The organism is Aliirhizobium wenxiniae, from assembly GCF_019511445.1.
Classification (GTDB): domain Bacteria; phylum Pseudomonadota; class Alphaproteobacteria; order Rhizobiales; family Rhizobiaceae; genus Neorhizobium; species Neorhizobium wenxiniae_A.
The window spans coordinates 181,319-201,805 of record NZ_JAEUAN010000011.1; the positions used below are offsets into that span (position 1 = coordinate 181,319).

Here is a 20,487-nt window from a genome sequence, read left to right on the forward strand (position 1 = left end):
AGGAAGGGTTAATGCGGTGTCGGATTTGGAAACAATTCCGCGCGACGCGGCGATTTGACCTTAGCCTTGTCTATCGAAGGCAGTCAGCATCCAGTCGCCGCTTCCGGTCATGCAGGTCTGGCCGGCAAAAACGGCGATGCCTTCATAGGAATGACGGGTTGTCTTGAAGGCGCGGCATATGCGGCCTTGGGCGCTGTCTTCCTGGATAACGGATACGACACCCGCACTCCCGGTCGCGGCATTTGCCCATGGAAGGGGAGTGTTGCCCATCTTGGCGAGATCGGCGGAGGTAACGGCGTTACGCACCGTCGCTTCGTCAGAAAGGCTGGTCTCTGACTGCGGCTTGCCCGCAACGGTTCCGGTCGCAAGCGATCGGTCGACCTTGCTCGAGCCTCCGAACAAGTCGAGGCTGCTGGTACATCCCGCGAGCGACAGCGTCAGCGTGGCGAGGCAAATTGCAGCGCCGCCCTTGCGGCCCCAGCACTTTGTCATTTCGGTCCACTTTGCTATCACTGACACCTAATATCCTGTCCGGCGCTTCGTCTCGGGCATGTTCGAGCAGATTGGGAGTATTTAAGTCAATATGTCTGGAAGTGAGTTAACAACCGGTGACTTCACCGAAGAATCTGAACCCTTCACTCTTTTCGCCCGTTGGTTGAAGGATGCGGAAGGTTCCGAGCCTAACGATCCAAACGCGGTTGCGGTTGCAACGGTCGACGAAGACGGCCTGCCTAACGTGCGCATGGTGCTGTTGAAAGGCTTCGACGAGCACGGTTTCGTCTTCTACACGAATTTCGAAAGCCAGAAGGGGCAGGAAATCCTCGGCCAGAAGAAGGCTGCCATGTGTTTCCACTGGAAATCGCTGCGCCGCCAGGTGCGCATTCGGGGGCCGGTAGAGGTTGTCAGTGATGCCGAGGCCGATGCCTATTACGCATCGCGCCCGCGCGGTAGCCGTATCGGCGCCTGGGCGTCAAAACAGTCGCGGCCGCTTGAGGGACGTTTTGCGTTGGAAAAGGCAGTGGCCGAATACGCCGCGCGTTACGCGATCGGTGAAATCCCGCGGCCGTCCTATTGGTCCGGCTTCCGCATAAAGCCAACATCAATCGAATTCTGGCACGATCGCCAGTTCCGCCTGCATGACCGCGTCGAATTTCGACGTGATGATCCAGCCGGTCACTGGAACAAGGTGCGGATGTATCCGTGAGCGGCCGCAATTGCGTTAAAACAGAGACGTAGGGCAGTTTCGCGTTTCAGGGAAAGGCGGAAAAACTCTATCGTTTCAGCGCGAAGGGAATGCCGGAGGCGAGCGCCGAAACGTAGCGCGCCTTCTGGTAATAGCCGTTCAGCGAGACACGCGGCAGGGCGGTTGGCCTTGAAAGGTCGGCCGCGGTCAGCATCCCAGGTTGTGTCGTAAGCCCGATCACAAAACCGAGATCACGGGCAGTCTGGAACTCCCGCGGCCCGACTGCGTCCCGGCTTCCATAGGGATAAGCGATGGCGGTTGGCCGCTTGCCCGTAAGATCGGCCAGCCAATCGGCCGATTTGCGCATCTCGTCCGTGGCTTCTTCTGCTGCGAGACGGCATAGCTTGCGATGCGTCACCGTATGGGCGCCGAGCGAAACCAGCGGATGGGTCGAAAACTCCTTGAGCTCTTCCGGTCCCATGAGAAGCTCGCGGGTGATGGCGAGCGGATCGATATCGTATGTCTGCGCCAGGCGGCAGAGATCCGCGACGGCCTCATCTTCCTTGTGCGCCCAGACATAGCTGGCAAAGCGGAAGAATGTGTCCAGTTGCTGCGTCGGCGTGTTCAGGTCCAGCGTTTCCGTGCCACTCCCGAAATCGAAGCTGACACGCTTCTGTTCGCGCAGTAGCCTGCCCATGATTTCCCACCACAGCGGTTGCCGGTGTTCGGCCAGTCCCTGCGCGATGAAAACGGTGAAGGGCACCTCGTGTCGGGCGAAAACCGGCAGCGCATGTTCCGCATTGTTGCGGTACCCGTCATCGAGGGTGAAGACCGCGAACGGCTTTCCTGATGAGGTTTTCAGCCGCGCCGGCACATCCGATAGAGCGATGAAATCGTAACCGAGAGACGCCAACTGCGTGATCGCGAGATCAAGAAATTCCGGCGTCACGTCCAGATGCCGGTTGGGGCCGATGATCGAGGAGGTCTCTGGCCGGACATGGTGTAGGGTGAAGATGACGCCCGAACCGCGCGCGGCCTTCATCAGGCCGCTAGCGGCAGTCAGCGCAGAGGCTTCCAGCCCGGCACCGATCAGCCAGCGCTTGACGTTGCGACGCCAGATCGCCTTTGCCTTGTTCTTCATGGTTCCCGCAGCCCACCCCAGGGCAGATGTGCCCGATATGGGACAGGCTAGTCCCGACCCGTTAAACCTTGCTGAATGACGGCTGGCTTACGGGCGCAATCCATCGAGGAGCGGCAGGCCGATAATCGCGGCAGCGCCAATGAGTGTAAAGCATATGCGTCGGAATGTAGTTTCGCTCGCAATACCGAACATCCGCGACCCGAAGAACAGGCCTATGCCGTAACCCGGCCCGGCGATGAGAGCGATCAACAATACCTCAATCGTCAGGATGCCGCCGATTAAGTAGGACGCTGCCGAAAGTACGCTTGCCAGCGCGAAATACAGCACAAGGTTTGCACGCACGACATTACGCTCGATCGCCCCACCCAGCCAATAGGCAACGATCGGCGGGCCGGACATTTGCGCCGCGCCGCCGAACAGGCCGGCGATCGCGCCGACGCTGGCGGTCAGCCAAGTCTTGGGCCGACCGTGATAACGCCAGCCCGAGATCAGGAAGATCAAAAGGCAGACGACAACGGCGCAGATGATCCATCGCAGCGTGACAGATGGCAGCAGTGAAAGCGCGGCCGCGCCCGCAGGCACACCGATGACCGCGCCCGCCAGCATGGTGAAGACATCGCGCCGGTTCGCTCGCCGCCATCCTTCCGGCAGCATACCCAGCGTCATGATCCAGTCGATGACAAGAAGTAGTCCGGAAGCGATCTGCGGGCTGGTCGCAGCACCTGCCAAAGGAATGAAGATCAGCGCCCCACCAAATCCTGAAAAACCGCGCGCAAGACCTGCGATCATGGCGGCGAATAACACGAAGGCAAGTTCGCCAAGCGAATGACTGGGAAGCCATTTGGAGAGAAAGTCGGAGAGCAGATCGTGGGATGTCATGATGCGATATCTGCGAGTCGAGAAAGGCGCTCACCTGTGGTTGTTTCGGGCAATCTGTCAAGAAGAGGTGATCGGGTAGTGGTGACGAAAGTCATTGGCGATCCACCAGTCGCATTCCTCTTGCGTGTAACCCAGCAGATGTCCCTGTCGTCGCTCCATTTCCTCTGTCCACGGCCTCGGGCCGTTCATCAGGTCGTCATAGGCCTTGAAGCGCCACTCCTCGCCGGGCAAGGCATAATAAACGGTCAGGAATGTTCTGCCGCTGCCGTGCAAAGCGTTGACGTGTTCAACGACCCTGCCGTCTTCGACATGTGGTTTGAAATAGTTGCGTTCGGTTTCGAACCAGTCAAATCCTTCTTCTCCAGAGAGAACCGCAAACGGCTTGCGCGCCTCCAGCACCAGCGGCAGTTCGAAACCGGTATGGACCAGATAGGGCGTCTCGTCGATCCGATGCGAGAGCGTCAGCATGATATCGCCATTCCATTGTGGAAGTGGGACATGCATTGCAGCCGCGATAGCAAGCAACTCCTCCTCGTCGGGGTAAAAACAATGTGTAGACAGCTGGGTAATATCCGCATCGAGGATTGAAGCGAGCACGGCCGGTTCGGCTTCAAAGCGCATTTCGTGGATCGAGCATCCAGTTTCCGGCGACAGGAATTTCAACACGAATGTCGCTTTCGGCATCGTCACCAAGCCGCCGGTCACGCCTAATACTTTGTGAGACGACGTCGATAGAACTTCGTATCCACCGCCATTCGCGGAAAATTCGCCGGCAGCTCTTCGGCGGCAATCTCGGAAAACCCGTTCTTCTCGTAGAATCGGTGGGCGGCGAGAAACTTGTCGGTCGTGCCGAGCAGGATCGTCTTCAGTTCGACAGCCGCTGCATGCGCCGTAAGCGCGTCGAGCAGACGCGCGGCCACGCCGAATTCCTTGCCGCGAACCTCGGCTGCAACGAACATCTTGCGCAGCGCCGCTTCGCCATTGCCGATGTCCTTGAGCGAGATCGTGCCGACGATCTCCCCATCTCTCTCCGCGATCCAGAAACCGCCCATTCCGGATTGATAAAAATCCGGAATGTCAGCCAAATCCGGCTGGTCGGCGGCGGTGATGTCGACACCGAATTCTTCGCGCTGGATCGGCAGGATGACGTCGATCACGCCCTGTTCGTCACCTGCCTTGAAGGCGCGGATCGCAATGTCGCTCATCGCCGATTACGCCTTCGTGCCCCCGACGGTGACCTGATCCATCCTGAGATGCGGCTGGCCGACGCCGACTGGGACCCACTGACCAGCCTTGCCGCAATTGCCGATGCCGGTATCGAGCTTCATGTCGTTGCCGACCATCGACACGCGCTTCATAGCATCCGGCCCGTTGCCGATCAGCATCGCGCCCTTGATCGCCGGGCCGACCCTGCCGTTTTCGATCAGATACGCCTCGGTGCAGCCGAAGACGAATTTGCCGGACGTGATATCCACCTGACCGCCGCCGAAAGAAACTGCATAGACGCCCTTCTTCACCGAGGCGATGATCTCTTCCGGCGTCTTGTCTCCGCCGAGCATGTAGGTATTGGTCATCCGCGGCATCGGCACCGACGAATAGCCCTGACGACGGCCGTTGCCGGTCGGTTTCATCCCCATCAGCCGGGCATTCTGTCGGTCCTGCATGTAGCCGACCAGTTTACCGTTTTCGATCAGCACGTTATAGGCCGAAGGCGTGCCTTCGTCATCGATGGTGATCGAGCCGCGGCGGTTGTCGATCGTGCCGTCATCGACGACGGTAACGCCGGGAGCGGCAACGATTTCGCCAAGCAGTCCGGCAAAGGCCGAGGTCTTCTTGCGGTTGAAATCGCCCTCCAGTCCGTGGCCGACAGCCTCGTGCAGCATCACGCCCGGCCAACCTGAGCCGAGGACCACATCCATCGTCCCGGCGGGCGCTTCGATCGCATCGAGATTAACGAGCGCTTGGCGAAGCGCCTCGTCGGCGCCGACCTGCCAGTTGCCCTCGGCGACGAAATCGCCGAAGCCGATGCGGCCGCCGGTGCCGAACGAACCGCTCTCCTGTCGGTCTCCATCACCCACGACGACGGAAATGTTGATGCGCGTCATCGGGCGGATGTCCTGCACCCGGTGACCATCGGCACGCAGGATATCGACCACCTGCCAGCTGGCGGAAATCGTTGCAGTGACCTGGCGAACCTTGTCGTCCTTGTTGCGCAGATAAGCGTCGATATCGGTCAAGAGCTTGGCCTTGGCCTCGAAGCTCGGGGAACCGATCGGGTTCTCGTCGCCGTAATATTTTTTGTTTGTCCGCTGCGGGGCTGCCGCATAGGAGCCGGAATATCCGGCCGTCACGGCGCGCACGGCGTCCGATGCGCGCTCCAGTGCCGCGGTGCTGAGGTCGCCTGCATGGGCGTAACCGACAGCTTCACCGGCCACCGAGCGCAGGCCAAAACCCTGGTCGGTGTTGAACGACCCGCCCTTGAGGCGGCCATTATCGAAGGTCAGCGATTCCGCCTGCGCATGTTCGACGAAAAGCTCGCCGTCATCGGCGCCTGAAAGCGCCTTGGCGACGATCGCCCGAAGCTGCGCCTCGTCTGTGTCGAACAGGCTCAAGAGGTCGGTATTCATGCTTTAATGCTCCGCTGGCCGTTGGCGTTTGCGCAAGCATCTGCCCCTCATCCGCCTGCCGGCACCTTCTACCCGCAGGCGGGGCGAAGGACCTTCGCGGTACCCGCTTGGCCAAAATTGAGGCTCGTTCCCTCGCCCCGTTGGCGGGTAGAGGGGTAGGGTGAGGGGCAATCACATGCGCCCAAGCCGAAATGTCTTTGAAAACCGATGTAGGTCTGTCCGCGTAAAGGCGCAAGCACTGTCCCGTCCTACGCCGCTCACGCTTTACGGAAGCGCGTCGTAACCCGGGCCGAAACCGTTGAGCTCGACGGGAATGCCGACGCGGTCCTGGTCGGAGGATTCGCGCAGTGCGAAGACGGCGCTTTTGCCGGCACGCATGATGCGCATCAGTTCCTCGTCGATTTCCACTTCCACATAGCACCCTTCAGAGAAGCAACGGGTGAAGTATGCACGGCCGATATTGTTGTTATCGACATAAAGCTCCATACCGTCCTTCAGCAGCACGCCGAGCGGCGCGAGAATGCGCAGGATCCGGGCCTTGCGGTCGGCAGTCTTCAATACGACGACGGAGAGGCCTACTTCCGGCCTGTCTTCGGCAATCACGTTCTGCATCAGCGCGCATTGTTCGGCCGAAGCACCGGCGGGGCGGTCACAGATGACGGACCACGCGCCATGGCTTTCCTTCACATTGCCGGGCTGTTGCCCTGAAGGCGCCGGAGCGGGCGCCTGAGATGGAGCCGGTGCCTGCGCGCCGGGTGCAGGTCCCTTGGGTGCCGCCCCCGCCGCAGGTGGCGTCTGGGCCGGTTGCGCAAAGGCGCTGGAGACCGAGCCCAGCGAAAGAAGGGCGATAAGGCTTGCGCCGATAAGGGAGGGACGACCCATGGAAACCTCTGGTTCGAATCAATGCGGCTTATCCTGTCGCTCGAGATGCGAAATGGAAAGCCTTGCCGAGTTTTCAGCGGAGTACGGCGAAAGTAGGACCCTATTCAAGTCACAAGGATGATGCCGCCTGTAAAATATGGTGGAATTTGTCAGCCGAAAGCGCTTATCCTCAATTTAGGCTGCGACTCTGTGGAGGGAGGTGTGGTCTGTAACGGAGGAAATTCAACCAAAGGCTGTCGCACGCCTGCAATGCGCAAAATGCCGCAGGGGCATTTGTCGCAAGACGTTGCGGATATAAGCAAACTATGGTTGAACCAAGCCTATAGCTTGGAGACTGCGTAAGAGTTGATCTGGATCACACGCGTGGGGAGAAAGTTTGTGATGAACAGGGCTTATGCGATGATGATGACAATCATCTGTCTTATCACCGCCTCGCTTGCGGGGCTGGTAAGCGCTTCGGTGGCGCATGCGGACCAGCCGCATCCATGGCAAATGGGCCTTCAGGCGCCAGCCACGGAAATCATGCATCAAATCAGCTGGTTTGAGAAATACACGCTCTGGTTCATCGTTCCGGTCACGCTTTTCGTTCTCGCGCTGTTGATCATCGTGGCGGTCAAATTCCGCGCCGACAAGAATCCGACACCATCGCGCACCAGCCATAACACCACGATCGAGATCGTCTGGACGGTCGCGCCCATCCTGATCCTGTTCATGCTGGCTATCCCGTCCTTCAATCTTTTGAACGCCCAGTTGGAAATTCCCGAAACCGACATGACGGTGAAGGCCACGGCCACCCAGTGGCAGTGGAATTACGAATATGAAGGGTCGGGCGAAACCCCGGTCGCCTTTGACAGCTACATGCTGAAGGAGCCTGATCGTGAAGCGGCCGGCAAGACGGATGTCGCCACCTATCCGCGGCTACTCGCCGTCGATAACGAGATGATCATTCCGGTCGGCAAGACGGTTCGCCTTCTCGTCACCGCCGCACCGACCGATGTCATCCACGCCTTCGCCATGCCTGCTTTCGGTGTGAAGATCGATGCCGTGCCGGGGCGTCTCAACGAAACCTGGTTCCGCGCCGAACGCGAGGGCCTTTATTACGGACAGTGTTCCGAGCTTTGTGGCAAGGACCACGCCTATATGCCGATCGCCATCCGCGTCGTCTCCGAAGACAAATACACCGCCTGGCTCGCCGCCGCTGCAAATGATCTGCCGGGGGCCTACAAGGCGCTTCTGGCATCTGCGGACAACGAAAATGCAGCCGGCGTCGATGTCGCTGCAAACGACGTCAAGTAAGGGGAGGCGAGATCAATGGCTGAAACGACACATCACGACGACCATTCCCATCGCGCCACTCATGAAGATGCGCATGCTCACGGCGAACATCACCACAAGCCGGGCTTCGCCGCCCGCTGGCTGTTTTCGACAAACCACAAGGATATCGGCACGCTCTACCTGATCTTCGCGATCATGGCCGGCATTATCGGCGGCCTTCTGTCGGTCGCCATGCGCATGGAGCTGCAGGAGCCGGGTATCCAGATTTTCCATGGCCTTGCCTCGATCGTCTACGGTTTCGAGGGCGACGCCGCGATCGACGGCGGCAAGCACATGTTCAATGTGTTTACCACCGCGCACGCGCTGATCATGATCTTCTTCATGGTCATGCCGGCGATGATCGGCGGTTTTGCCAACTGGATGGTGCCGATCATGATCGGCGCGCCGGACATGGCTTTCCCTCGATTGAACAACATTTCCTTCTGGCTGATTGTCCCGGCCTTCCTTCTGCTGGTCATGTCGATGTTCGTCGAAGGCCCGGCGGGCGCCTATGGTGCGGGCGGCGGCTGGACCATGTATCCGCCGCTCTCGACTTCCGGCCATCCCGGACCCGCAGTCGATCTTGCGATCTTCTCGCTTCACGTCGCCGGTGCCTCGTCGATCCTTGGCGCGATCAACTTCATCACCACGATCCTCAACATGCGCGCTCCGGGCATGACGCTGCACAAGATGCCGCTGTTTGCCTGGTCGGTTCTGGTAACCGCCTTCCTTCTGCTTCTGTCACTGCCGGTTCTCGCCGGTGCCATCACCATGGCGCTGACCGACCGCAATTTCGGCACGACCTTCTTCTCGCCGGAAGGCGGCGGTGACCCGATCCTCTACCAGCACCTGTTCTGGTTCTTCGGCCACCCGGAAGTCTATATCCTCATCTTGCCCGGCTTCGGCATTGTCAGCCACATCGTTTCGACCTTCTCGAAAAAGCCGGTTTTCGGTTATCTCGGCATGGCCTATGCGATGGTGGCGATTGGCGCTGTCGGCTTCATCGTCTGGGCCCACCACATGTATACGGTCGGCCTGTCGCTCGATGCGCAGCGTTACTTCGTTTTCGCTACGATGGTGATCGCGGTGCCGACCGGCATCAAGATCTTCTCCTGGATCGCGACGATGTGGGGCGGCTCTATCACGTTTACGACACCGATGATCTGGGCGATCGGCTTCATCTTCCTGTTCACGGTCGGTGGCGTCACCGGCGTGCAGTTGGCCAATGCCGGTCTCGACCGCTCGCTGCACGACACCTATTACGTCGTGGCCCATTTCCACTACGTTCTGTCGCTCGGCGCGGTCTTCGCCATCTTTGCCGCCTGGTATTACTGGTTCCCGAAAATGTTCGGCTACATGTATAATGAAGCGATCGGCAAGCTGCACTTCTGGGTCATGTTCATCGGCGTGAACCTCGTGTTCTTCCCACAGCATTTCCTCGGCCTCGCCGGCATGCCGCGCCGCTATATCGACTACCCGGATGCTTTCGCCGGCTGGAACTACGTGTCCTCGGTCGGTTCGTATATCTCCTTCGTGGGTGTACTCATCTTCCTGTTTGGCGTATGGGAAGCCTTCGCCAAGAAGCGGGTCTCCGGTGATAACCCCTGGGGCGAGGGTGCGACCACGCTGGAATGGCAGCTGTCGTCGCCGCCGCCCTATCACCAATGGGAACAGCTTCCCCGCATCAAGTAGGAATTCCGATCCGGGTACTGCCTTGGCAGTGCCCGGTATCTCGTCAGGATCTGAATTGAAATGACTGTTATCGATTCCACCCAAGCGATGTCGCACGAGGAAGGAAAGCTCCTTTCCGAAGCCGATGCGCGCGATTTCTTCGCGCTCTTGAAGCCGCGCGTCATGTCGCTGGTGGTTTTCACCGCCTTTGCCGGCCTTGTTCTCGCGCCCGGCGGGATCAACCCGGTTCTGGCGATCATCTCCATCCTTTGCATCGCCGTCGGTGCCGGCGCTTCCGGCGCGCTCAACATGTGGTACGATGCCGATATCGATGCCGTGATGACGCGCACCGCAAAGCGCCCGATCCCCGCCGGCCGCATCCGCCCCAATGAAGCGCTTGCTTTCGGCCTGACGCTCTCGGCATTTTCGGTTGTCATTCTCGGCCTTGCGGTCAACTGGTTCGCCGCCGGCCTGCTCGCCTTCACCATCTTCTTCTATGCCGTCGTCTACACGATGTGGCTGAAGCGCTCGACGCCGCAGAACATCGTCATCGGCGGTGCCGCCGGCGCTTTCCCGCCCATGCTCGGCTGGGCCTGTGTGACGGGTGGCGTGTCGCTCGACAGCGTCATCCTGTTCATGATCACCTTCATGTGGACGCCGCCGCATTTCTGGGCGCTGGCGCTGTTCAAGATGCGCGACTACGGCTCCGTCGGCATTCCGATGATGCCGAATGTCGTCGGCCAGCGCTCGACCAAGATCCAGATGGTCGTCTATTCGGTTCTGATGGCCGCCGTCGTTGCGGCCCCGACCTTCACCGGTCTCGCCAGCATCGGCTACGGCATCTTTACCGGCATTCTCAGCCTTATCTTCATCTACTATTCCATCCTCGTGCTGCGCATGGCCGAAGATGACGAGAAGATGCTGCCGGCAAAGAAGCTGTTCTTCTATTCGATCTTCTATCTCTTCGCGGTTTTCTCCGCGCTGATCTTCGACCACATGGCAGCCGGTCTCGGCCAGTTCCTCGGAGGGTTTCTGTGATCGAAACCGTAAAGCTCAGCGAGACGCAGAAGAAGTCGCGGCGAAACCGCAATGTGGCGCTCGGCCTCGTTCTCGCGGGGCTTTGCGTGCTTTTCTACATCATCACGCTCGTCAAGGTGGGCGGGTTCTGGAACTAGGCTAAGTATCAGGCCGAATGGAGCTAGGGAGGAGCGACATGGCAGGCGGAATTCAGGGCGGTCATTCAGATCAGGCAAAGCGGGTCAGCAATGCCTCGATCTTTGCCGGTTGCGCCGTCTTCGTTTTCGGCATGGTGGGCGCCGCTTATGCCGCAGTCCCTCTCTATCGTCTCTTCTGTCAGGTCACCGGTTACGGTGGCACCACCCAGCGCGTCGAACAATATTCGACGACCGTGCTCGATCGCACCGTTCAGGTTACCTTCGACGCCAACATATCGAGCGGCCTCAACTGGGATTTCAGGGCCGCGAAGGCCGTGCAGCCGAAGATCGGCGAGACCATCCAGGTCGAATATACGGCGACTAACCGCTCGCCTGTCGCCACCACCGGCACCGCTGTCTTTAATGTAACGCCCATGGAAGCCGGCGCCTATTTCAACAAGGTGCAATGTTTCTGCTTCACCGAGCAGACGCTCCAGCCGGGCGAAAGCGTTTCAATGCCCGTCGTCTTCTACGTCGATCCGGAGATCGTCAAGGCGGAGGAAACGAAGAATATCAGAACGATTACCCTGTCCTATTCCTTCTATCCGAGCGAACCGGCAAAGCCCGTCGCGGCGGTAAAAAAGAATGAGACGGACACTAAGCTTTGAGAGGAGCGCCGGCGGAACGATCCGCAGGCGGTGAGAGGCATTCATCGGGGATTTTGACATGGCAGACGCGCATCAGAAAAATCACGACTACCACATCATCGATCCGAGCCCCTGGCCGCTTCTGGCCTCGATCGGCGCCTTCGTCATCACCTTCGGTGGCGTCGGCTACATGCGCTATCTCAAGGGCGCCGAGTTCCACATGTTCGGCTTCAACTGGGCCACTCCCTGGGTCTTCTTCATCGGTCTCGCGATCATTCTCTATGTGATGATCGGCTGGTGGTCGGACACGATCAAGGAAGGTGATGAAGGCCATCACACCCGGGTCGTCTCGCTGCACCTGCGCTATGGCATGATCATGTTCATCGCTTCCGAAGTGATGTTCTTCGTCGCCTGGTTCTGGGCCTTTTTCGATGCCAGCCTTTATCCCGGCGAGGCGATCCAGGCCGCCCGTGTCGAGGCGCTCGGCGGACAATGGCCGCCCAAGGGCATCGAGGTTCTCGATCCCTGGCATCTGCCGCTCTACAACACGATCATCCTGCTCTTGTCCGGCACCTGCGTGACCTGGGCGCATCACGCGCTTTTGCACAAAGACCGCAAGGGACTGGTCACCGGCCTAGCGCTGACGGTCGCGCTCGGCATCCTGTTTTCCGCCGTACAGGCCTACGAATACGCCCACGCCCCCTTCGAATTCGCCAATTCGATCTACGGCGCAACCTTCTTCATGGCCACCGGCTTCCACGGTTTCCACGTGCTGATCGGCACGATCTTCCTGATCGTCTGCCTGATCCGCGCCATCAATGGCGGCTTCACCCCCGAACGCCATTTCGGCTTCGAAGCTGCCGCCTGGTACTGGCACTTCGTCGACGTCGTCTGGCTGTTCCTGTTCTTCTCGATCTACATCTGGGGCGGCTGGGGCGCACCGCTGGCGCATTTTTGATGGGTGCTTGAGTTTATTGAGGGGGCGGCGGCCCCCTCATCCGCCTGCCGGCACCTTCTCCCCGTGATGACGGGGAGAAGGACGCAAGCCGCGGCCGCTATGCCGTAAACGGGGCACGTCCCCTCTCCCCGTTTACGGGGAGAGGGTTAAGGTGAGGGGCAAAGCTTTCCGCATATGACTTTGCCTGAGATTGGTCCTAAGTGAAGAAATGAAATCCCTCCTCACCACCACCCTCATCCTCCTCTCGCTCGCCACCCTACTCACCCTCGGCACATGGCAGGTGGAGCGCCTCCATTGGAAGCAAGGGCTTCTCGCCGATATCGCCGAGCGCCGTGCTGCCGAGCCGGTATCGCTTGCGGAGATCGAGCAGAGGGCTGCGGCTGGAGACGATATAGAATACCGCCGAAACGCGCTTTCCGGCACATTCGATCACACGAAAGAGCGGCATTTCTTCGCCACGTTCGAAGGCCGTACCGGCTTTTATGTCTACACGCCGCTGATGCTGGCGGATGGCCGCAGGATCTTCGTCAACCGCGGCTTCGTGCCCTATGAAATGAAGGAACCGGCGACGCGAGCGGAAGGCGAGGTGGCTGGCGAACGCACGATCACCGGTTACGCCCGTGCAAAACTTTCCGGCAAGCCGTCCATTCTGGTGCCGGATAACGATCTCTCGAAAAACATCTTCTACTGGAAAGACCTCGACGCCATGGCCGCAAGCACCGGTCTGTCCGATGTCATTCCTTTCTTCGTCGATGCCGATGCCTCCGTCGCCAATCCCGGCGGTTGGCCGAAGGGCGGCGTGACGCAATTCGACCTGCCCAACAACCATCTGCAATATGCCGCCACATGGTATGGTCTGGCCGCAGCCCTGCTGGCCGTGGTTTTCGGCATGTGGTGGCGCAGCCGCAAACCCGCCCCATCACCGGCTGGAGAAGTGCGATAACGATATTTTCTGTTGGCGCGCCTCAATTGCCTCGCCTATATGAGGCCTTAGGCATTTTCCAACAGCGGATGCGGAATGAACATTCAGGTCACCAAACCGGCTCTTTCGATCAGGCTTTGCGGTCCACGCGGTTTCTGCGCCGGTGTCGACCGGGCGATCCAGATCGTCGTGCTGGCGCTGAAACAATATGGTGCGCCGGTCTATGTCCGCCACGAGATCGTCCATAACCGTTATGTCGTCGAGGGACTGGAAGCCAAGGGCGCCGTCTTCGTCGAGGAACTGCACGAGATCCCGGAAGAGCACCGCCAGCAGCCGGTCGTCTTCTCCGCCCACGGCGTGCCGAAATCCGTGCCGGAAGATGCGCAGGCACGCAATCTTTTCTATCTCGATGCGACCTGCCCGCTGGTCTCCAAGGTCCACAAGCAGGCCATGCGCCACCAGCGCCTCGGCCGCCATGTCGTGCTGATCGGCCATGCCGGCCATCCGGAAGTCATCGGCACGATGGGCCAACTGCCGCCCGGCACCGTTTCGCTGGTGGACACAATCGCCGATGCCGAAGCTTATATGCCGGAAGATCCGGACAATCTCGGTTTCGTCACCCAGACGACGCTCTCGGTCGATGATACGGCGGGCGTCATCGCCAAGCTGCAGGAGCGCTTTCCGAACCTCCAGGCCCCGGCGGCCGACAGTATCTGCTACGCCACCACCAATCGCCAGGAAGCGGTAAAGGAAGCCGCCCCCGGCTGCGATCTCTTCATCGTCGTCGGCGCGCCGAATTCATCCAACTCCAAGCGTCTTGTCGAAGTCGCTCTGAGGGCAGGGGCCAAGCGCTCTCTGCTAGTCCAGCGCGCCTCCGAGCTGAACTGGGACGAGATCGGTAATATCCGCACGCTCGGCCTCTCTGCCGGTGCCTCTGCGCCCGAAGTCATCGTCGACGAAATCATCGCCGCCTTCAAGGAACGCTTTGCCGCCGAAATTGAGCTGGCGATCACCGCCGAGGAAACCGAAAACTTCCTCGTTAACCGCGAGCTTCGCTCCGTGCCGCTCACTGTGGAAGACATGGCCTGGGTAAATGGCGATCGGCCGCTTGCGGCGACCCCGTAAACAGCGCGATAGGTAAGTCACCATTCCCGGGCGGATGATTCTGCCCCTCGATCGACTGTGAGACCGCCTTGGCCGTTTATACCGACATCACCGAAATCGACCTCAAGCACTTTCTGGCGCAGTATGACGTCGGTGAGCTGACCTCCTACAAGGGCATTGCCGAGGGCGTCGAGAACTCCAACTTCCTGCTGCATACGACGAAGGATCCGCTGATCCTGACGCTTTATGAAAAGCGGGTGGAAAAGTCGGACCTGCCGTTTTTCTTAGGCCTTATGCAGCATCTGTCGGAACGAGGCCTGTCCTGCCCGCTGCCCCTGCCGCGCCGTGATGGCGAGCTTTTAGGCGAGCTTTCAGGCCGCCCGGCGGCGCTCATCTCCTTCCTCGAAGGTATGTGGTTGAGAAAGCCGGAAGCAAAACACTGCCGTGAAGTCGGCAAGGCGCTTGCCGGCATGCATCTCGCCGGTGAAGGGTTCGAGATCAAGCGGCCGAATGCGCTGTCGCTCGAAGGCTGGAAGGTGCTTTGGGAAAAGTCGGCCGAGCGTGCCGATGAGGTCGAGACCGGCCTTGAAGCGGAGATCACCGCCGAACTGGCTTACCTTGAAGCCCATTGGCCGAAGGATCTGCCGGCGGGCGTCATCCATGCCGATCTGTTCCAGGACAATGTCTTCTTTCTGGGCGACGAGCTTTCGGGCCTGATCGACTTCTATTTCGCCTGCAACGACCTGCTCGCCTATGACGTCTCGATCTGCCTCAATGCATGGTGCTTCGAGAAGGACGGCTCCTACAATGTCACCAAGGGTTCGGCATTGTTGGAAGGTTATTGCTCGGTGCGCCCGCTTTCGGATGAAGAGCGCGAAGCAATGCCGGTTCTCGCCCGCGGCTCCGCGCTGCGCTTCTTCCTCACCCGCCTTTACGACTGGCTGACGACGCCGGAAGGCGCGCTGGTGGTGAAGAAGGACCCGCTCGAATATCTGAAGAAGCTGCGCTTCCACCGGCAGGTTTCGTCGGTCGCCGAATATGCCCCGGCAATCGAGGTGGCGCCATGAAGCATGTCGAGATCTTTACCGATGGCGCCTGCTCCGGCAATCCCGGCCCCGGCGGCTGGGGCGCCATCCTGCGCTACGGCGAGACCACCAAGGAGCTGAACGGCGGCGAGGCGGAAACCACCAACAACCGCATGGAACTTCTGGCCGCCATCTCCGCGCTCACCGCATTGAAGAGTGCTTGCGAAGTCGATCTCTATACCGACAGCAAATATGTCATGGACGGCATCTCCAAGTGGATCTTCGGCTGGAAGAAGAACGGCTGGAAGACCGCCGACAAGAAGCCGGTGAAGAATGGCGAACTCTGGCAACAGCTCGATGCCGCCAACCAGCGCCACAAGGTCAAGTGGCACTGGGTCAAGGGCCATGCCGGCCATCCGGAAAACGAACGGGCCGACGAACTCGCCCGCCTCGGCATGGAACCGTTCAAGAAGAAGCCAAGCCTCGGTCGCTCTCTGCTGGTGAAATAATTCGCTTTTTTTGAACGATTACGCGATGGGAGGCCGCTCGGTTTCCCGTTGGATGACGTTGCGAGCGTCAATCGGCGCGCTTGCCATCCCGGCATGACTGCCTATGGTGATCGTGGCAAAATCGGGGCACGATCTAGGGAGACCACGCATGATCCTTCACTGTGTTTTTCTGCGCTTCAAGTCCGCTCTGTCGGCTGCGGAAAAGGATGAGATCTACGCGGCGATCGCCGGGCTGAAGACCGTCGTGCCCGGCATTCTCGATATCAAATATGGCGCGAATGTCTCGACCGAAGGTCTGAACGGCGGCTTTCTCGATGGCTTCATCGTCACCTTCGAAAGCCCCGAGGCGCGTGACGCCTATCTGGTCGCGCCGGACCACATTGCGGTCGCCGAGCGTATCGTGGCCTCCGCCGACGGCGGTCTGTCGGGCCTGATCGTCTACGATCTGGCAGCCTGATTCATCAGCGCGGGAAATGGATGGAGCGCGTCTCGGCGCGTTCGATGTGTGAGACCGGTTTCCAACGTCATCCTCGGGCTTGTCCCGAGGATCTGTTGATGTCGAACCAGAATTGAACGTCGCAGATGCTCGGGACAAGCCCGAGCATGACGCCGATAGGGATCCCGGGCTCTCCCCTTAATTACTAAAGCTGTTCCAGCATCGTGGCAGCACCTGAAACGGTGGCTTGGCCGGGGCTTTCCTCGATGTTCAGCGACTTGACCACGCCGTCCTCGACCAGCATCGAATAGCGCTTCGAACGCACGCCAAGCCCGCCGCCGGAAAGGTCGATGTCGAGACCCATCGCCTTGGTGAAGGAGGCGTCGAAGTCGGCGAGGAAATGGATCTTCCCGAGCGCGTTGGACTGCTGCGCCCAGGCACCCATCACATGCCAGTCGTTGACGGCGACAACCGCAATATCGTCGACACCGCGTGCAAGGATCGCGTCACGGTTTTCCAGATAGCCGGGCAGGTGATTGAGCGTGCAGGTGGGGGTGAAGGCGCCGGGAACTGCAAAGAGCACGACCTTCTTTCCGGCGAAAAGATCGCCGGTCTTAACCTCTACGGGACCATCTGCCGTCTTTTCCTTGAATGTCGCTTCCGGAAGCTTGTCGCCTACTGCGATCGTCATGTCGTCTCTCCTGCCAATGCGATCGCACACGCGACCGTCCGGCGGCACTATAGAGTTGGCGAATGGCAAGACAATAGAGGAGGGGACATATCGAGCGCTCGCGTCGCGCGGTTTTGCGACTGGGAAAGACTGCGGGCGAGCGGGTTCACTCGAAGGCGAGCGAGGTTTCCATGGCACGCTTACCGGCCAGAACGAGAATTCCCCAGCGTTTGCCCTGCATGTGATAGTCTTTTGGCAGTTTTCCAACCGGCATCTCCAGCGAATAGCTGTCGTCCTCGCGCACTCCTTGGCCGTCGCTGAACAGAACATGGCCTTCCGGGCCGGTCACGATAACATGCGGCTTTTTCGGCGCATCCTTCGGCAGCTGCAGGCGCAGGCGCAGCGTATCGCCGTCGGAGGAGACGGCGTAATGGGTGACGGAAAAATCGGCCGATGGCGCTTCCGGCAACTTGGCCTCCGCCTCGTTGATGATCATCGCCTCGGCAAGGGAGGTTCCTGCATCCGCCTTGAGCGAAAGATTGAACTCTGCCTGGAAGGGGATGCAGATATTGCGGCAGATGCCGATAAAGGCAGATGCGGTGATCGCCGAGGTTTGGTTCAGGTCCCTCACCGAAAGCTCGAACGGAAAGCTGACGGCCATGTCGTAACCGACGTCGCGGACATCGCCATTGTCGAAGCGTCGCGGCACCGGATAGGACATCTTCCTCAGGCTGACGCCGGATGTCTCGGAGAAGGAGATATGCGGCGGTATGCCCGCATCGCCGGGTTCCCGCCAATAGGTGATCCAGCCGGCCTTGGGCTCGATTTGCAGCGCCCCGCGCACGACGCCGCGCGCATCCGGCGCCAGAGCGACGATACGCATGCGCCCGCCCTCATTGGTCGCCCAGTCGGTTGTTTCCGCCCGTGCCGCTATCGGTGCGACAGCCGTGGCGGCGAGGAGCGATGCGGCAATGAAAAGGCGGAGAGTGGTGGTAGCGGTCGAAATCATGGAAACGGATTTATCTCAGCAATTCCGTGCTCGCCAGCCACGTCTGAGGCAAACCGATCATTTTCGGTTGAATGATATGCCGGACTGCCCCATCTTGCATGTGAAGGGCCGCCTGATGCGGTTCCCGCCAGAAGGCGCTTTGATGCGCGCACGGGAGGCTCGATGGGAATTTCGGCACTGAGAGACAAGCGCGAACGCGGCTTTCTGGATGGCCAGTTCCTGATTGCCATGCCCGGCGTTCAGGACGGAAATTTTGCGCGCAGTGTGGTCTATATCTGCGCTCACTCGGCTGCCGGTGGCATGGGGTTCATCATCAATCGGCTGCAGGATCTGTCTTTCCCGGATGTGCTCGAACATCTGAAGCTCGTGGATGATCCGCATTCGGGTTTCCTGTCCGAAAAGGCGCATAATTTCCCCGTTCTTTATGGCGGCCCGGTCGAAACCGGCAGGGGCTTTGTCCTGCATTCGGATGATTTCAGCTGCGAAAGCTCCATTCCCGTCAGCGACGAGATTTCACTGACGGCCACGCTCGATATCCTGCGGGCGATCGCGCAGGGCAAGGGCCCATCTCGGGCGACCCTTCTTCTGGGCTATGCCGGATGGGGGCCGGGGCAACTCGAGGCGGAAATCAGCAACAATGGCTGGCTGAACTGCGCCGCCCAGGATGACCTGATTTTCGATCACGCTGTCGACACCAAATATGAGCGCGCCCTCGCCATCATGGGGGTGAGCCCCGAAATGCTGTCCACCGAAGCCGGCCACGCCTGAGATTTTTCGGGAACGTTCCGGGGCCTTCTCCGTTTTATCCCTGCAAGACGCAAGCAAGGCGTCGACAAGGATAAAGGAGACCGAGCATGGGTAGCACCAGCGATAAAATGGCCGGCAAGGGCAATGAGATTGCAGGCAAGGTCAAGCAGGCCGCAGGCGATCTGACGGATAACTCGAAGCTGAAGGCCAAGGGTAATGCCCAGGAAGCCAAGGGCCACGCCCAGCAGGCCAAGGGCAAGGTCAAGGAAGCCGGCAAGGAATTTGTCGATCGCCTCTGACGGTCTTCAATGATGGAATAATGCGATCTCCAGTCGCGTCGAAAGCCTGTTCCGGTTCCCCCGGGGCAGGTTTTCTCTATGTCTGAAGCTGAAACCCTCACCCCGGATCAGTCCATGCGCCTTTTCGACTGCGACCACTGCGGACAGACAATTCATTTCGACAACAGGAATTGCGTCAATTGCGGCTATCGCCTCGCTTTCGTGCCGGAAGACCTCTCCATGCACGCACTTCAGCCGGACGAGAGCGACGGCACCTTGTCGCTCGTTGCAAAACCGGAGCAGAAGGTGCGGCTTTGCGCCAACGCTGGCATGGACATCTGCAACTGGACCGTCCTTGCGGATGACCCGAACACATTCTGCCCTGCCTGCCGCCATAACCGGCTCGTGCCCGATGCCTCGACGGAGGAGGGGCTTCGCCAGTGGCGCCGTATCAGCCAGGCCCAGCGGCATCTCTTCTATTCCATGCTCAAATGGAACCTGCCGCGCATCAACCGCGACGATGACCCCGTCGCGGGCCTGGTCTTCGATTTCCTCATCGATGAGATCCAGCCGGATGGCACGGTGAAAGCCGCCATGACAGGCCACGAAAACGGCCTGATCGCCATCCGCGCCGCCGAGGCCGATGACGCGACGCGCGAACAGATCCGTGTGTCGATGAACGAGCCCTACCGCACCATGCTCGGCCATTTCCGCCACGAGACCGGCCATTACATATGGGACCGAATGGTGCGTGATGGCGGAAAGATCGATGCGTTTCGGGCTGTCTTTGGTGACGAAACGGTCGACTATGGCGAAGCGCTCAGGCGCAATTACGAGGAAGGTCCGCCGCCGAATTGGCAGGAATTCTTCATCTCGACCTATGCCAGCTCACATCCCTGGGAGGATTTCGCCGAGAGTTTTGCCCACTATGTCCATATCGTCGACACGCTGGAAACGGCGCGTTCCTACGGTATGTCGACCGATCCGCGCAGCCACGAGGAACTCGCGGCGGAAGTGGATTTCAATCCCTACCGGGCAAGAGATGCCGAACAGCTCGTCACGGCCTGGGTGCCCTTCAGCCTGGCGATCAACAGCATCCACCGTTCGATGGGCGTGCCCGATCTTTACCCGTTCATTCTCACCTCAGCGGTGAAGGAAAAACTGCAATTCGTGCATGATTTGGTGCAGGGAAGGTAATAGCCCAAGACCCCCTCTGGCCTGCCGGCCATCTCCCCCACAAGGGAGGAGAATATATGCCGCGCCGGTCTGCCTCAATCGAGGCACAGCGGTTCGGCTGGGTTAAGCTCTCCCCGTTGTGGGGAGGGTTGGGA

Annotated in this window: 24 protein-coding genes; 15 read left to right on the forward strand and 9 right to left on the reverse strand. The window is 59.8% G+C overall.

Going from position 1 to position 20,487, the window contains the following annotated elements:
* Window positions 1-60: 60 nt before the first annotated feature.
* Window positions 61-519: an RT0821/Lpp0805 family surface protein gene (locus JNB91_RS15470; RefSeq protein WP_430736291.1), complete on the reverse strand. Its 459-nt coding sequence runs from the start codon at window positions 517-519 to the stop codon at window positions 61-63.
* A 64-nt stretch (window positions 520-583) separates the two neighbouring features.
* Here JNB91_RS15470 and pdxH point away from each other — a divergent pair, with 64 nt between their 5' ends.
* A complete protein-coding gene (gene pdxH / locus JNB91_RS15475) occupies window positions 584-1,204 on the forward strand; it encodes a pyridoxamine 5'-phosphate oxidase (RefSeq protein WP_220326405.1) in 621 nt (206 codons plus the stop codon).
* A 67-nt stretch (window positions 1,205-1,271) separates the two neighbouring features.
* Here pdxH and JNB91_RS15480 read toward each other — a convergent pair whose 3' ends face one another.
* The 6 genes from JNB91_RS15480 to JNB91_RS15505 all read right to left on the reverse strand — a co-directional run bounded on the left by JNB91_RS15480 (window position 1,272) and on the right by JNB91_RS15505 (window position 6,712).
* Entirely contained in the window at window positions 1,272-2,324 is a 1,053-nt protein-coding gene (locus JNB91_RS15480) for a polysaccharide deacetylase family protein (RefSeq protein ID WP_220326406.1), read from the reverse strand.
* Window positions 2,325-2,411: 87 nt separating this feature from the next.
* A complete protein-coding gene (locus JNB91_RS15485; protein ID WP_220326407.1) occupies window positions 2,412-3,203 on the reverse strand; it encodes a sulfite exporter TauE/SafE family protein in 792 nt (263 codons plus the stop codon).
* 57 nt (window positions 3,204-3,260) lie between these two features.
* Entirely contained in the window at window positions 3,261-3,887 is a 627-nt protein-coding gene (locus tag JNB91_RS15490; RefSeq protein WP_220326408.1) for a hypothetical protein, read from the reverse strand.
* 23 nt (window positions 3,888-3,910) lie between these two features.
* Window positions 3,911-4,408, reverse strand: a complete 498-nt coding sequence (locus JNB91_RS15495; protein WP_220326409.1) for a GNAT family N-acetyltransferase — start codon at window positions 4,406-4,408, stop codon at window positions 3,911-3,913.
* A 6-nt stretch (window positions 4,409-4,414) separates the two neighbouring features.
* A complete protein-coding gene (gene tldD, locus JNB91_RS15500) occupies window positions 4,415-5,830 on the reverse strand; it encodes a metalloprotease TldD (RefSeq protein ID WP_220326410.1) in 1,416 nt (471 codons plus the stop codon).
* A gap of 264 nt (window positions 5,831-6,094) precedes the next feature.
* Window positions 6,095-6,712: an invasion associated locus B family protein gene (locus JNB91_RS15505; RefSeq protein WP_223218183.1), complete on the reverse strand. Its 618-nt coding sequence runs from the start codon at window positions 6,710-6,712 to the stop codon at window positions 6,095-6,097.
* Window positions 6,713-7,093: 381 nt separating this feature from the next.
* Between JNB91_RS15505 and coxB the strand changes: the two genes are divergently transcribed.
* The 11 genes from coxB (at window position 7,094) to JNB91_RS15560 (ending at window position 16,473) form a co-directional block, all read left to right on the forward strand.
* Window positions 7,094-8,008, forward strand: a complete 915-nt coding sequence (gene coxB / locus JNB91_RS15510) for a cytochrome c oxidase subunit II (protein ID WP_220326411.1) — start codon at window positions 7,094-7,096, stop codon at window positions 8,006-8,008.
* A gap of 15 nt (window positions 8,009-8,023) precedes the next feature.
* A complete protein-coding gene (gene ctaD / locus JNB91_RS15515; RefSeq protein ID WP_220326412.1) occupies window positions 8,024-9,718 on the forward strand; it encodes a cytochrome c oxidase subunit I in 1,695 nt (564 codons plus the stop codon).
* Window positions 9,719-9,778: 60 nt separating this feature from the next.
* Complete coding sequence (cyoE, locus tag JNB91_RS15520; protein ID WP_220326413.1) at window positions 9,779-10,735, forward strand: heme o synthase; 957 nt, start codon at window positions 9,779-9,781, stop codon at window positions 10,733-10,735.
* The gene (locus tag JNB91_RS15525) at window positions 10,732-10,872 is read left to right on the forward strand and encodes a hypothetical protein (RefSeq protein ID WP_183993165.1); all 141 of its coding nucleotides are present in this window, start codon (window positions 10,732-10,734) and stop codon (window positions 10,870-10,872) included. The genes cyoE and JNB91_RS15525 overlap by 4 nt, the downstream gene beginning before the upstream one ends.
* 38 nt (window positions 10,873-10,910) lie before the next feature.
* Window positions 10,911-11,519: a cytochrome c oxidase assembly protein gene (locus JNB91_RS15530; RefSeq protein WP_220326414.1), complete on the forward strand. Its 609-nt coding sequence runs from the start codon at window positions 10,911-10,913 to the stop codon at window positions 11,517-11,519.
* Between the two features lie 58 nt (window positions 11,520-11,577).
* Window positions 11,578-12,456: a cytochrome c oxidase subunit 3 gene (locus JNB91_RS15535; protein WP_220326415.1), complete on the forward strand. Its 879-nt coding sequence runs from the start codon at window positions 11,578-11,580 to the stop codon at window positions 12,454-12,456.
* 208 nt (window positions 12,457-12,664) lie between these two features.
* Entirely contained in the window at window positions 12,665-13,399 is a 735-nt protein-coding gene (locus tag JNB91_RS15540; protein WP_220326416.1) for an SURF1 family protein, read from the forward strand.
* Window positions 13,400-13,474: 75 nt separating this feature from the next.
* Complete coding sequence (gene ispH, locus JNB91_RS15545; RefSeq protein WP_220326417.1) at window positions 13,475-14,503, forward strand: 4-hydroxy-3-methylbut-2-enyl diphosphate reductase; 1,029 nt, start codon at window positions 13,475-13,477, stop codon at window positions 14,501-14,503.
* Between the two features lie 68 nt (window positions 14,504-14,571).
* The gene (locus JNB91_RS15550) at window positions 14,572-15,549 is read left to right on the forward strand and encodes a homoserine kinase (RefSeq protein WP_220326418.1); all 978 of its coding nucleotides are present in this window, start codon (window positions 14,572-14,574) and stop codon (window positions 15,547-15,549) included.
* Window positions 15,546-16,016, forward strand: a complete 471-nt coding sequence (gene rnhA, locus JNB91_RS15555; protein WP_220326419.1) for a ribonuclease HI — start codon at window positions 15,546-15,548, stop codon at window positions 16,014-16,016. Before JNB91_RS15550 ends, rnhA begins: the two co-directional genes overlap by 4 nt.
* Before the next feature lie 148 nt (window positions 16,017-16,164).
* Window positions 16,165-16,473, forward strand: coding sequence for a Dabb family protein (locus tag JNB91_RS15560; RefSeq protein ID WP_220326420.1), 309 nt, complete (start codon window positions 16,165-16,167; stop codon window positions 16,471-16,473).
* A 184-nt stretch (window positions 16,474-16,657) separates the two neighbouring features.
* On the opposite strand, the gene JNB91_RS15565 is transcribed toward JNB91_RS15560, so the two are convergent.
* A complete protein-coding gene (locus JNB91_RS15565) occupies window positions 16,658-17,143 on the reverse strand; it encodes a peroxiredoxin (RefSeq protein ID WP_220326421.1) in 486 nt (161 codons plus the stop codon).
* Window positions 17,144-17,288: 145 nt separating this feature from the next.
* Complete coding sequence (locus JNB91_RS15570; protein WP_220326422.1) at window positions 17,289-18,131, reverse strand: protein-disulfide reductase DsbD domain-containing protein; 843 nt, start codon at window positions 18,129-18,131, stop codon at window positions 17,289-17,291.
* Between the two features lie 162 nt (window positions 18,132-18,293).
* On the opposite strand from JNB91_RS15570, the gene JNB91_RS15575 reads away from it, so the two are divergent.
* From JNB91_RS15575 to JNB91_RS15585, 3 genes are all read left to right on the forward strand, one after another.
* A complete protein-coding gene (locus JNB91_RS15575) occupies window positions 18,294-18,899 on the forward strand; it encodes a YqgE/AlgH family protein (protein ID WP_220326423.1) in 606 nt (201 codons plus the stop codon).
* Between the two features lie 86 nt (window positions 18,900-18,985).
* Window positions 18,986-19,177 carry a CsbD family protein gene (locus JNB91_RS15580; RefSeq protein WP_220326424.1) on the forward strand — a complete coding sequence of 64 codons (192 nt, stop codon included), beginning with the start codon at window positions 18,986-18,988 and terminating at the stop codon, window positions 19,175-19,177.
* A 114-nt stretch (window positions 19,178-19,291) separates the two neighbouring features.
* The gene (locus JNB91_RS15585; protein ID WP_220326442.1) at window positions 19,292-20,353 is read left to right on the forward strand and encodes a zinc-binding metallopeptidase family protein; all 1,062 of its coding nucleotides are present in this window, start codon (window positions 19,292-19,294) and stop codon (window positions 20,351-20,353) included.
* The last annotated feature ends 134 nt before the right edge of the window (window positions 20,354-20,487 follow it).